Genomic DNA, 13,208 nt, shown 5'->3' with positions numbered 1-13,208 from the left:
GTCTGTTAATAAAATTCAACTTTACAGGGGGAAATATGTTATGAAAAAAATATATTTTAATCCAGGCTGTGCTTTAAGTATATACAAGCCTGAAATAGAAGATAAAATTTTAAAATTTTTGAATGAGAACTATGGGGAAGTCACATTACATAAAATATGCTGTCGCCATGACCCGCAACTTGAAGCGGATTCACTAATTATTAATGTATGTGCTGGTTGTGATAGGCGTTTTAGGAGTTTATATGAGGGCATATCAACAATTTCTCTATGGGAAGTACTTGATGGGTTGGATTCATTTCAATATCCTGACTATAAAGGTTTGAAGTTGTCAGTACATGATGCCTGCCCTGTGCGTGAGAAGCCACAGGTACATAAAGCTGTACGAAATCTGCTGAAAAAGATGAACATTGATGTTATAGAAACAAAGTTTTCCGGTACCAACTCAATATGCTGCGGAGATGATTTTTATCCTAAACTTCCTATTGAAAAGATTCATGAAAAAATGAAAGAACGAGCGAATTCCATGCCTTGCAATGAGGTTTGTGTATACTGTGTCTCATGTATCAAATCAATGTATATTGGAGGCAAAACACCTAGACATTTGATTGATCTTTTAATGGGAGAAACAACTGAACCACAAATATACGATACTATCCAGTGGCACGAACAATTACAAGAGTATATTGATAAGCATTAAGGTTAGTTACTATGACTAATGAGAGAAGAGAGAGATGAAGAGCTTATAAAGAGGATAACTGAAGTACATTCCTATTCAGAAATATTATTAAAATTATTTGAGCAGATATTTTTATAAGAATGTCTGCTCTTTTGCTAGAAAAACAAGTAATTCTTAGACCTTCTACAGTGCAAATTCTTCCAATCTAACCACTGACTATTTAACATAGTTAGCTTCAACAATTCCTTAGTCATTCATAAAATTAGTCCTTTTGTGATACCATGATAAATTATGCAATATTAAAGCTTTTCCTAACCAATTGCATAAACAACGACATTGCAGGACTAACCCACTTGTTCCTATGATATGCGCATATTGCCGTAATCTTGCTATCAGAGCAGCCAACTCTAAGTTCTTTTAACTTACCATTGTTAAGTTCTTCTTCCACTGTAAAACGAGGCAGAAAAGAAATTCCCAAGTTACTTGCAACACATTTTTTTATAGCTTCAATGCTCCAAAGTTCAATTGTGCTATGTAACAATATATTGTTATCACAAAAATAATTTTCAAGTATCCTTCGATAAATAGATTCATTTTCATTAATGATAAGGCTTGTATTTATCTTTTGATTTGGTTTAGAAAAATCCAATTTATCTTGCTCTAATAATGGTGAGCATACTAAAGCTAAAGGAAAATCAGCTAGAGGAATAGTAGTCAAACTATCCTTTGTGCTTCCAACATCATACATTAGACCAATGTCTATCTCACCCTTGGATAGGATATTTTTTATAGAAAAGCAATTTAGTGAAATAATAGAAAGCTTTACATTAGGAGCTTTTTCTTTGAATAAGCTCAATACATTTTGTAATTTATAAGACATCAAGGATTCTGCAACTGCAATTTTCAATTCTCCTGTTATCTTATCGCCATGTTTACCAATATTCTCAATTTTTTTTACTGTATCCAGTAATTCATTTGCATAGGGCACCAACTCTTTTCCTAAGGAAGTTAGAACCATGTTACGACCAATTTTTTCAAACAGCTTGATTGAGAGCTCCTGCTCTAATTGCTGAATTTGAGATGTAACAGTAGACTGTGTGTATCCTAGTTTTGCTGCAGCATTTGAAAAATTACCTTCCTCTATAATACTTTTAAATGTTTTAAAGTGCCTAATATCCATTTGTTTCACTCCTATCTTCATGTTATATAATATATTTGTAAAATCGAATTGTCAATTCATAACTATTAATTTTACAAATACATCGTTCCTTGATAGTATAAGCTTAAGGAAGGGGTGCATAAGAAATGAATTTATTAGTAGAAAAAATAAAAAATGCAGCACTGAATATGGGCTATGAAAAGTGCGGCATTATTAAAATATCTGATATGTCCGGTTATGAGGAGAAACTTAATGAAAGAATCCAGCGTATTCCAGAGGTTAAACCATATTATGAAGGATTTTATCGCTTTGCCCGCTTGCAAGATATATATCCTTGGGCAAAGTCAATCGTTATCTGTGTAAGACAATACGGAAAATATCATATTCCTGATCACTTGAAAGGTTTGATTGGAAAATATTATTTGGTAGACAGTAGAAGAGATGAGAATTCCGAAGATTTTCAAGATAGTTTAAAATTTGAAGGATATTTGCAGGAAATGGGGCTTAAAACTGCTGCTGAAAGGAAATTTGGTATTACTGCTTTCCGTTGGGCGGCATTAAAGGCGGGACTTGGACTAGTTCGGAGAAATAATTTCTTTTATACAGAGTCTGGTTCATGGGTGCATTTAGAGGCATGGCTGATTGATAAAGAGTTAGAATCTGTTGAAAAACCAACATTGAAGGAATGTCCTAAAAACTGTAATCTGTGCATTAAATCCTGTCCAACAGCTTCTTTATCAGAACCCTATACTATGAACCGCTCATCCTGTATCTCTTGCCTTACCACATTTGAAGGTTGGGATTTGCCAAATGAGAAATTTAACAGTCAGATGGGCAGCTGGGTCTTTGGATGTGATGTTTGCCAGGATGTCTGTCCTATGAACAAAGGATCCTGGAAGGCAGCAGAAGAATTTCCAGGTTTAACTGAATTAAGTGAACATATATCATTAGAAAAAATTTTAGAAATGGATTATACATTTTTAGAGAAGGTGATGCAGCCTAAGTTTTGGTATATAGGAAAAGATGATGTTTGGAGATGGAAGACTAATGCCATCAATGCAATGGTGAATGACTATAAGGAACAGTATAGAGAATATATCAGGTGTGCTTCTAACGACAGTAATGACAAGGTAAGACAAATGGCTCAGTGGGCCATTGGGAAGCTAAATTTATAAACCCAGTTTTGCATTTGATACTGACATATCTAGGTCTCCTCTTTTATAAATATTTTATAAAAAGAATAATTTTTGTAACATACGTTACTGATTTAATTTGGGTAGCATGGTATTATATAGTTAAATTAAACCCATATAGAGGAAATAACAAAGTATTACTGACAATTAGCTGTAATATCAAAGAAAATTAAAATATTTAATTATAAAATTAAAGGGGGAATATCAAATGTGTAATAATGAAAAAGAAATTAAGAAGGTTGAACCAAATCCAATGTTCTGTTACCAATGTGAGCAAACTCCAGTTACAGGCTGTACTAAATTTGGAGTATGTGGCAAAAATCCTGATATAGCAAGCTTACAGGATATAATGATATTAGGTCTTAAGGGTGTAGCTGCTTACGCAACTCACGCAAGAGAACTTGGAGCTTCTGACGAAGAGGTAAATAACATTACCCACGAAGCACTATATACAACACTTACAAATTCAAACTTTAGCTTAGAAGAGAACATAGGAATGGCTTTAAAGGTTGGTAGTGCTGCAGTTAAAATAATGGACGTGCTTGATAAAGCACATACATCAAAACTAGGTGTGCCAACTCCAGTTACAATATCTCAAGATAAAATAGAGGGACACTGTATACTAGTAACAGGACATAATCTTTATGCTTTAGAAGAATTATTAAAGCAAACAGAAGGAAAAGGAATTAATATATACACTCACTCAGAAATGCTTCCAGCTCACGGATATCCAGAGCTTAAGAAATATTCTCACTTAAAGGGTAATGTAGGTAAAGCATGGTACGATCAAAGAAAGTTATTTGAAGAGTTCCCAGGAGCAATACTTGGAACAACAAACTGCTTAATGCCAATAACTACAGGAACTTATGGAGACAGATTCTGGACTTATGGAACTGCAGGACTTCAAGGTGTTCCGAAGATAGTTAACGATGACTTTAGCCCAGTAATTGAAAAAGCATTATCATTAAATGTTGTTAATCAAGATTCAGATAAGACAGTTACAACAGGTTTCCACCACAACACTGTATTAAGTATAGCACCAGAAATAATAGAAGCAGTTAAAGCTGGAAAGATAAAGAGATTCTTTGTTATAGCTGGTTGTGATGCTCCAACTAAAGGAAGAGAATATTATAGAGATTTAGCTTTAGCACTTCCAAAGGAAGCAGTACTTTTAACAACATCTTGTGGAAAGTTCAGATTTAATGATGTTGATTATGGAACAGTACCTGGCACAGACATTCCAAGATATATCGACCTTGGACAATGTAACAACTCAGGTTCTGCAGTTAAAATTGCATTAGCTTTAGCAGAAGCTTTCGGATGTACAGTAAATGATTTACCATTAAGCATAATTTTATCTTGGTTTGAGCAAAAAGCTGTTGCTATCCTTCTTGGACTATTCAGCCTTGGAGTTAAGAATATTCATGTAGGACCAAGTGCACCTAAGTTTATAACTCCTGGAGTATTAAAGGTATTACAAGATAACTTTAACCTTCAGTTAATAAGCGGAGACGTTAATGCTGACCTTGCTAAGTTTATGGGTTAATGCTTTGCCCTATTTATAAACTGCAATGATTATAAACTAAAGAATAAATCACAAGTAGTGAAGAGCCAAGAATAATTTTTTATTCTCGGTTCTTCATTTTTTATTTCAGTATTCATGAAGATAATTATTCATATTTTAACCGCAGTATATGATATAATATTTGTTAGAATGTAAAAGGCTCATGGCCAGGAGAAGATGACTTTTTATATTCAAAAGTTTTTAATATTTAACAGATGAGGAAGATAAAGAGATGACAATAGAATTAGAGAAATACTACAATAAATTTTGTGAGGACAAGAGATTAACGAGAAAATATGGACAAGTTGAATATATCACTTCTATGAAGTATATTCATGAGTATCTAGGAGATAATGATAATGCAAAAATTTTAGATGTTGGAGCAGGGACAGGCAGATACTCTGTACAATTAGCAAATGAAGGATATGATGTTACTGCCATTGAACTTGTGAAGCACAATCTAGGTATTTTAAAGTCAAAGGGAAGTACAGTAAAAGCATTTCAGGGAACAGCATTAGATTTATCAAGATTTTCAGAAAATACTTTTGACATGACCTTGGTCTTTGGACCAATGTATCATTTGTATAAATTCGAGGATAAAGTTAAAGTGCTACAAGAGGCAAAAAGAGTAACGAAAGTTGGAGGCGCTATCCTAGTAGCGTATTGCATGAATGAATATAGTGTATTAACATATGGTTTTAAGGAAAATAATATTCGTGCATGTATTGATAATGGTAAACTTACTGAGGATTTTCATGTTATATCGGAACCAAAAGATTTATATGATTATGTAAGAATTGAAGATATCAATAAGTTAAATGAAGAAGCAAGACTGCACAGGATAAAATTAATTGCAGCAGATGGACCAGCTAATTATATGCGCCCTATTTTGAATTCTATGGATGAAGATACATTTCAACTTTTCCTTAATTATCATTTTTCCACCTGTGAAAGACCAGATTTGTTGGGAGCAAGCGGGCATACATTAGATATTTTGAGGAAGGAATAAGGAAAATAGAAGAAGGCAATCAAAAGGTGTATTTTGAAAATGGCAGTATAGCATCAGTTGATAAGATGGCTTAAGATTAGGCAAGGATACCATTAGGGCAGCATACAGGTTAATTAATACTGATATGTAAATTTTTCTTGACAATTTAAATGAGGTTAAGTACAATAAAACAAAATCAATTGCACACAATTCAATTTTATTAGATTTAAAGTTGAAAGGAGGTAATGGATCATAGAGAGATACGAAAAATTAAAACTAGAAAATCAATTATGCTTTTCATTATATGCCGCTTCAAGAGAATTAATAAAGTTATATAAGCCTCTTCTTGATAAGTATAACCTTACCTATACACAGTATATTGTAATGCTTGTTTTATGGGAGGGGAAAAAATTAAATGTTAAGCATATAGGTGAGAGACTACATCTGGATTCTGGAACATTAACTCCTCTTTTGAAAAAACTACAGGGTTTAGATTTGATAAAGAAATATAGAGATAGTCAAGATGATAGAGTGGTTATAATAGAGTTAACTGAAAAAGGATTAGCTTTAAAGAAAGAAATAGTGGAAGTACCAGAGCAATTGTACTGTAATTTTTCTGAAGATGCTGAAAAACTTTTAGTATTGAAGAAATCTTTGGACGATTTTTTAGCTATATTAAGTTAACTGATTAATATGCATTAATACAAGTCTTATTAGAATAAATATGAATTTGAAAGACGAGTTTGGTCAAAAGTGAAAAAAGAGAAGGACGTACGTGAGGCAATAAAAGTTTATCTGCTTAGCACTCCGTATAAGTCCTTCTTAATATTATGTTATTAAGGTCTACAGTGTATCTAATATCTTAAGTATTTCGGAGTTTTCAGGAATATCCTTCATAGAGTTTCCAAAGTGTACATATCTGAGAATTCCCATTTTATCTACTAGCATCTGTGCTGGCATTCGGCCGAGTTTAAATATATTTATCTTCTGATCATATAGTTTTAGCACCGACTGTTTTCCATCAGGAATACCATAGAATTTAAGATTATTTTCTTCCCAGTAGCTTTTAAAGCTATTTGCATTTTCAGGTCCCATTGCAACTATTATCGTATCTTTTTCAAGGAATTTATCGTAATCTTGATGCAACTGCATCATATGCTTTTTGCAAAAGGGTCAAACAAATCCTCTATTCAGTACAATAAGTACATTCTTCCTTTCTCTGAAATTAGAAAGTTTAAATTTATTTCCCTTGAAGTCTTCAATTTCAAAGTCTGGTGCTTCTTTATTTACTTCTATACTAGCTATTTTTACCATCTCCTCGTTTTGTTATAACTTCTTTACTACATGCCCTGTATAGAGCCTAGTTCTTTATATTTATATCTAATAACGCAGATTAATTTGACGCAATTATATTTTATACAATCTTTTATACTACTGTCAATTGAAATAATATTTTTTTTTTCATATATTCATCAAATGATATATTTATAGTTACTATTTTAGACAATAATTAGTGGAAATATAAATAAAAATTTCATTGACAGTCTAAATAAAATTAAGTAATATAAAAGAAGTTAGATTGAATACAATTAAATTTTATAAAATTAAAAGGAGAGATTAATATGATATATGATTACAAGGTAAAGGATATAAGTGGAAAAGAAGTTTCTATGAATGAATATAAAGGTAAAGTTCTTAAAGGCAGAAGCACCAAAGGCAGAGGAAGATGCTGCGTCAGAAGGATTATATAGACAATTACAAGAATACGGCTTTAGCACAACTGGAGATGACATTAAGTGGAACTTTACCAAATTTCTTGTGGATAGAAATGGGAAGGTTGTTGCTAGGTATGCACCAACATATGAACCAGAAAAACTAGATGAAACTATCAAAGCTTTACTTGAAAAGTAATGATTTTATACATGTTAGAATTAAAATATGAAAATTCCAAGAAACAAAAAAGTGTAGAAAAATAGCAAAAAAATATATTTTAAACAAAAAAGTGTTGCTTTATAATCAAATTAATGATAAAATTCAAAATTGAAGTCCCTGCTGTGTAAAACACAGCCGATAGTCCAAGGGGAGGAGGTGAACTTAATGAGAAAGTATGAAACTATATTTATATTACATCCATCATTAGACGAAGAAGCTTTTAAAGCTAACGTTGAAAAGTTTAAGGGAGTAATAGAAAATGGTGGAGGAGTAATAGAAAACGTTGATGTTTGGGGTAAGAGAAAGCTTGCTTACGAAATAAACAAAATCAGCGAAGGATATTACACTCTAGTAAATTTCAGTGCTAATCCTGAATTACCAAAAGAGTTAGACAGAGTATTCAGAATATCAGATGCTGTTGTAAGACACATAATAGTTAAGAATGAGCAATAGGCGGTGTTTTAATTGAATAAGGTTGTTTTAATTGGAAGATTGACCAAGGATCCTGAGTTAAAATTTACTCCGGGAACTGGTTCAGCTGTTGCTACATTTACTGTTGCCGTTGATAGAAGATTTTCTAAAGACGGACAGAAGGAAGCCGATTTTATTCCTATAGTTGTATGGGGAAAACAGGCTGAATCTACAGCAAATTATACAGGTAAGGGAAAACTTATCGGTATTAGCGGTAGAATTCAAACAAGAAGCTATGATGCTAAAGACGGTACTAAGAGATACGTTACTGAGGTTGTTGCAGAAGAAGTTCAATTCCTTGAATGGGGAAGTGGAAATAAAGCTGCAGGATCATCATTTAACGGTAATATGTCTGAAGAATTTGGAAAAACTCAAAGTTTTGGCCAAGAAACATATGGAGAGGATATAACTCCAGTAGATGATGGAGATATCCCATTCTAAAGGGTAAGGAGGGAAAAGCATGGCATATAGAGAAGGCGGAAGAAATTCAGCTAAGATGAGAAGAGCTAGAAGAAAAGTTTGTTCTTTTTGTATGGATAAAGTTGAATTTATAGATTATAAAGATATAAATAAGTTAAGAAAATATGTTACTGAAAAAGGAAAGATTCTTCCAAGAAGAATTTCCGGTACTTGCGCTAAGCATCAAAGATCACTTACTGATGCTATAAAGAGAGCAAGAAACATAGCATTATTACCATTTACAACAGATTAATAAAAAGCTGAAGGATATACGCTATATATTCTTCAGCTTTTTTTATTTCTATATTAGTGTTAACTTGTAACATTTTAAAGTGTGCTTTGGCCATCAAATATGATAATATATAATAAATTAATATAGCCTGTTATTCTAGAAAGAATTTGAAAAGGAGAAATAAAATGACGGAAAATAAAAATACTATAAAGGTATTAAAGCCTAAAATCCAAAAGGACTTACGTGAATTAGATTTAACAGAAGGGGACATATCAGATTACACTTCAATTTCATCAGTATTAGTAAAGGAAGGCTTGATAGAAAATCTTGACACAAAGGGAGTATCCTTTAATGAAGTAATATTTAAAAATACAAAGTTTGTAGATGTATCTCTAGAGGAAGCAGAATTGTTAGATGTAAGGTTTGAAAACTGTGATCTATCTAATATTAAACTAAATGAGTCATCAATACATAGAGTAGAGTTTATAAACTGCAAACTTACAGGAAGTGATTTCATAGAAACAACCTTTAATAATGTTGTTTTTGATCAGTGCAGCGGACAGTATGCATCTTTTAGATTTATAAATTGTAAACAAGTGATATTCAGCAACTGCCAGCTTCCTTATGCTGATTTTTATGAGAGTAAGTTTTCTAAAGTAGAATTTAAAGATACTGATATTTTCCAAAGTCAGTTCTATAATACTAAATTAAAAGGAATGGATTTTAGCAGTTGTAAAATTGATGGCCTTGCTGCAAGAGTAGAAGATGTTTATGGTGCAGTAATATCACCTGCCCAGGCTATTTCGCTTATTAGCTTGCTTGGAGTTGTGCTGAAATAACTATAAGCTCAAGGGGTATTGTATTATGGAAAGGCAAAACATATTAGAAAGCATAAAATCAGAAAGAAAAAAAGGTAACCATATTATTGGTGTGGCAACAGGCACAGGAATGACAGTAAAGTATGCTCAAAGGGGAGGAGCTGATTTTATACTTGTACTTAGTTCTGGCAGGTTTAGAATAATGGGGAGAAGCTCTCTAGCAGGCTATCTGCCCTTTTGTAACAGCAATGATATGGTAATGGATTTTGCTTCAAAGGAAATAATACCATTGGTAAAGGAAGTGCCTATTATCTTTGGATTTAATGGTACAGACCCTACAATAGATATGGAGGGCTATATAGAAAAAATAAAAGCTATGGGCTTTTCAGGTATAAATAACTATCCTACAGTAGGTCTAATTGACGGCAAATTTAGAGAAGGTCTTGAAGAAGCTGGCTGCTGTTATTCAAAAGAAGTAGAGGCAATAAAGATAGCCCATGAAAAAAATATGTTTACAATTGCTTTTGTATTTAATGAGGTCCAGGCAGAAGAGATGATTGAAGCCGGTGCTGATGTTATCTGTGTCCACTTAGGATTAACTGAAGGAGGTCTCTTAGGTGCAAAAAAGGTATTTTCACTAGAAGCAGCAAAGGTTAAGGCAGCAAATATATTTAATAAATGCAATGAGCTTAGACCTGATGTAGTTAAGCTTATTTATGGTGGTCCTGTTAAAACACCAATTGATGTTCAGTATATGTATAGCAACAATGAAAACCTTATGGGATACATAGGAGGTTCTGCCTTTGAAAGAATTCCCTCGGAAAAGACTATCACAAACGTAACAAAAGCCTTTAAAGTATCAGGGCACCTTGATGAAGATGACTTAATGGTTAAAATGCTGGACGGAGTTAAAAAACACTATGATTACGTTGAGTTTGTGAAGGAGTATGTTGCTCAGAATTATATGCAGGATATATCCTTTATGGATCTGGCAAAGGTTGCTCATGTGTCTAGAAGTTATTTAAGTACTCTTTTTAAAAAGGAAGTGGGCTGCAGTTTTCCAGAGTATTTGGTTAAATTTCGAATAGAAAAGGCAGTGGAAATATTACATAGAGAAAAAATTCAGTTATCAGAGGCAGCGGCTTTAGTAGGGTATAAGGACTATGCACAATTCAGTAAGATATTTAAAAAATATATGGGCTTTTCTCCAAAGGAAGTTAGGTTGAAAAACAAAATATAACATAAACACAAAAACACAGAACATAATAACGTTTACATTGAACATTAAAGGCAGTATGATTAATTTACAGTTAATCATGCTGCTTTTGTTCATTTTTAAAGAGATTAGTTTTGTAGTTATAAAGGCTCTAAATATTACTAAATAACTTTAATATGCTTACTAATATTTTCATAAATATTAAAATAGAGGTTTTGGGGAGGGGTATTAATTGAAGACAGTTGCAATTGCAGGAACATTTGATACAAAGGGAACTGAGTACTTATACGTAAAGGAATTAATTGAAAGTCAGGGATTAGGCACTTTTACCATTCACACAGGAGTATTTGAACCTATATTTAAACCAGATATAACAAACAAAGAGGTGGCAGAGGCTGCAGGCACAAATATTGAAGAGCTTGCTGCTAAAAAGGACAGAGCTTTAGCAACTGAAATGTTATCAAAGGGTATGGAAAAATTGGTACCTAAATTATACAAAGAGGGTAAATTTCATGCAATAATCTCCTTTGGAGGCACCGGTGGAACTTCTCTGGTAACACCAGCTATGAGAGCATTGCCTATAGGCGTGCCAAAGGTTATGGTTTCAACAGTTGCTTCAGGAAATACTGAACCCTATGTAGGTACCAGTGATATCATGATGATACCTTCTGTAGTGGACGTTGCAGGTCTTAACTCAATTTCAACAAAGATTTTTACAAATGCTGTATTTGCAATTACAGGTATGCTTAAGTTCGAAAACACAAAGGTTGTAGATAAAAAGCCATTAGTTGCTGCAACTATGTTTGGTGTGACAACACCTTGTATAACAGCTGCAAGAGAATATCTTGAAAAGAGAGGTTATGAAGTTCTTGTATTCCATGCTACAGGTATTGGAGGACGTTCAATGGAAGCACTTATTGATGGAGGTTTCATTGAAGGAGTATTAGACCTTACAACCACAGAATGGGCAGATGAAATTATCGGTGGTGTTTTAAATGGAGGACCTCATCGTTTAGAGGCAGCAGGTAAAAATCATATACCACAGGTTGTATCAGTAGGTGCCCTTGATATGTGTAATTTTGGACCTTATGATACAGTACCGGAGAACTTTAAGGGACGTAACCTATATAAACATAATCCTACAGTAACTCTTATGAGAACAAATAAAGAGGAAAACCAAGCTATTGGTAAGAAGCTAGTGGAAAAGTTAAATCTAGCTAAAGAGAAAACCGCTTTATTCATACCTCTAAAGGGAGTATCTGGTATTGATGTTGAAGGTCAGCCGTTCTATGGTCCAGAGGAAGATAAAATACTATTTGATACACTAAGAAATGGCGTAAACAAAAATGTTGTGGAAATAGTGGAGATGGACTGCGCTATTAATGATGTGGAGTTTGCTGAAGCTGCAGCACAAAAATTAATAGACATGATGAAAAAATAGAAAATCAATAAATTATAGGAGGGTTTATTTATGAATACAATGACAAGAAGCGAAATTATGGCAAAGTTTAAAGAGCAGGTTAAGAATGGGCAAACACTGTTAGGTGTAGGGGCAGGTACTGGTATTACAGCTAAATTCAGTGAAGCAGGCGGAGCAGATATGCTTATAGTTTATAATTCAGGCAGATATAGAATGGCAGGAAGAGGCTCTCTTGCAGGTCTATTATCCTATGGTGATGCCAATCAGATTGTAGTTGAAATGGGATCAGAAGTACTTCCAATTGTTAAAGATACTCCAGTGCTTGCTGGCGTTTGCGGAACTGATCCATTTAGGGTAATGGATATTTTCCTAAAACAATTAAAAGAACAGGGCTTTGCAGGAGTGCAAAACTTCCCAACAGTAGGCTTAATCGATGGTGTGTTTAGACAAAATCTAGAAGAGACTGGCATGGGATATGGATTAGAAGTTGAAATGATAAGAAAAGCACATGAATTAGATATGCTTACAACACCTTATGTATTCGACCCTGACCAAGCAAGAGCAATGGCAGAGGCCGGTGCTGACATATTAGTTGCTCACATGGGACTTACTACAAAGGGTACAATAGGAGCGCAAACAGCACTTACATTAGATGATTGTGTAGAAAAAATTGAAGCTATTATTAAGGCAGGCAGAGAAGTTAATCCTGATATTATGGTAATCTGCCATGGCGGACCTATTGCAGAACCAGAAGATGCTGCTTATGTAATAGAGAGAACAGAAGGAATTGATGGTTTCTTCGGTGCTTCAAGTATTGAAAGATTTGCAGCAGAAAAAGGCATAAAATCACAAACAGAAGCCTTTAAAGCAATAAGAAAATAGTTTAAAGTAGGGATTCACCACATTGCTTTTGAATTTATTTAAGTAATACTTAATCTATTCTAAAGCCTGTGGGGAATCCTATTTTTATTTGCATAACTTTTTGCCACTAGAAAGTATTAATTTATCATGAATATACAAAGCATCTGAATAATTAATCTTTTGTATTTACAGAACATTTCTGTAATATAAAAGATTAAA

Annotated in this window: 14 protein-coding genes and 1 pseudogene; 13 read left to right on the top strand and 2 right to left on the bottom strand. The window is 33.4% G+C overall.

Going from position 1 to position 13,208, the window contains the following annotated elements; genetic code table 11:
- The first annotated feature begins 40 nt into the window (after positions 1-40).
- Complete coding sequence (locus tag N4T77_RS10420) at positions 41-697, top strand: (Fe-S)-binding protein (protein ID WP_261671729.1); 657 nt, start codon at positions 41-43, stop codon at positions 695-697.
- Positions 698-965: 268 nt separating this feature from the next.
- Here N4T77_RS10420 and N4T77_RS10415 read toward each other — a convergent pair whose 3' ends face one another.
- The gene (locus N4T77_RS10415) at positions 966-1,856 is read right to left on the bottom strand and encodes a LysR family transcriptional regulator (RefSeq protein ID WP_261671728.1); all 891 of its coding nucleotides are present in this window, start codon (positions 1,854-1,856) and stop codon (positions 966-968) included.
- A 125-nt stretch (positions 1,857-1,981) separates the two neighbouring features.
- Between N4T77_RS10415 and N4T77_RS10410 the strand changes: the two genes are divergently transcribed.
- The 4 genes from N4T77_RS10410 (at position 1,982) to N4T77_RS10395 (ending at position 6,264) form a co-directional block, all read left to right on the top strand.
- The gene (locus N4T77_RS10410; RefSeq protein WP_261671727.1) at positions 1,982-3,010 is read left to right on the top strand and encodes an epoxyqueuosine reductase; all 1,029 of its coding nucleotides are present in this window, start codon (positions 1,982-1,984) and stop codon (positions 3,008-3,010) included.
- Positions 3,011-3,281: 271 nt separating this feature from the next.
- A complete protein-coding gene (hcp, locus tag N4T77_RS10405; protein WP_261671864.1) occupies positions 3,282-4,574 on the top strand; it encodes a hydroxylamine reductase in 1,293 nt (430 codons plus the stop codon).
- A gap of 250 nt (positions 4,575-4,824) precedes the next feature.
- Positions 4,825-5,601, top strand: a complete 777-nt coding sequence (locus N4T77_RS10400) for a class I SAM-dependent methyltransferase (RefSeq protein WP_261671726.1) — start codon at positions 4,825-4,827, stop codon at positions 5,599-5,601.
- A gap of 231 nt (positions 5,602-5,832) precedes the next feature.
- Entirely contained in the window at positions 5,833-6,264 is a 432-nt protein-coding gene (locus N4T77_RS10395; protein ID WP_261671863.1) for a MarR family winged helix-turn-helix transcriptional regulator, read from the top strand.
- 159 nt (positions 6,265-6,423) lie between these two features.
- On the opposite strand, the gene N4T77_RS10390 is transcribed toward N4T77_RS10395, so the two are convergent.
- On the bottom strand, positions 6,424-6,885 hold the full coding sequence (locus tag N4T77_RS10390) for a peroxiredoxin (RefSeq protein WP_261671862.1): 462 nt from the start codon (positions 6,883-6,885) through the stop codon (positions 6,424-6,426).
- A 384-nt stretch (positions 6,886-7,269) separates the two neighbouring features.
- Between N4T77_RS10390 and N4T77_RS10385 the strand changes: the two are divergent.
- From N4T77_RS10385 to N4T77_RS10350, 8 genes and pseudogenes are all read left to right on the top strand, one after another.
- Positions 7,270-7,491 (top strand): annotated as a pseudogene (locus tag N4T77_RS10385) (glutathione peroxidase); the annotation flags it as partial.
- A gap of 186 nt (positions 7,492-7,677) precedes the next feature.
- Positions 7,678-7,965 carry a 30S ribosomal protein S6 gene (gene rpsF / locus N4T77_RS10380; protein ID WP_261671724.1) on the top strand — a complete coding sequence of 96 codons (288 nt, stop codon included), beginning with the start codon at positions 7,678-7,680 and terminating at the stop codon, positions 7,963-7,965.
- Between the two features lie 12 nt (positions 7,966-7,977).
- Positions 7,978-8,424 (top strand): single-stranded DNA-binding protein, encoded by a 447-nt coding sequence (locus N4T77_RS10375; protein ID WP_261671723.1) that lies wholly within the window; start codon positions 7,978-7,980, stop codon positions 8,422-8,424.
- Between the two features lie 19 nt (positions 8,425-8,443).
- Positions 8,444-8,695, top strand: coding sequence for a 30S ribosomal protein S18 (rpsR, locus tag N4T77_RS10370; RefSeq protein WP_261671722.1), 252 nt, complete (start codon positions 8,444-8,446; stop codon positions 8,693-8,695).
- Positions 8,696-8,859: 164 nt separating this feature from the next.
- Positions 8,860-9,513 (top strand): pentapeptide repeat-containing protein, encoded by a 654-nt coding sequence (locus N4T77_RS10365; RefSeq protein WP_261671721.1) that lies wholly within the window; start codon positions 8,860-8,862, stop codon positions 9,511-9,513.
- 25 nt (positions 9,514-9,538) lie between these two features.
- Positions 9,539-10,732: a phosphoenolpyruvate hydrolase family protein gene (locus N4T77_RS10360; RefSeq protein ID WP_261671720.1), complete on the top strand. Its 1,194-nt coding sequence runs from the start codon at positions 9,539-9,541 to the stop codon at positions 10,730-10,732.
- 208 nt (positions 10,733-10,940) lie between these two features.
- Positions 10,941-12,149, top strand: coding sequence for a Tm-1-like ATP-binding domain-containing protein (locus N4T77_RS10355; RefSeq protein ID WP_261671719.1), 1,209 nt, complete (start codon positions 10,941-10,943; stop codon positions 12,147-12,149).
- 30 nt (positions 12,150-12,179) lie between these two features.
- Entirely contained in the window at positions 12,180-13,010 is an 831-nt protein-coding gene (locus N4T77_RS10350; RefSeq protein WP_261671718.1) for a phosphoenolpyruvate hydrolase family protein, read from the top strand.
- Positions 13,011-13,208 lie beyond the last annotated feature (198 nt).

The sequence above is a fragment of the Clostridium sp. CX1 genome, from assembly GCF_025398335.1.
GTDB classification, from domain to species: Bacteria; Bacillota; Clostridia; order Clostridiales; family Clostridiaceae; genus Clostridium_AM; species Clostridium_AM tanneri.
Note: the sequence above shows the minus strand (reverse complement) of the source record. Positions and strands in the feature narration are given on the sequence as shown.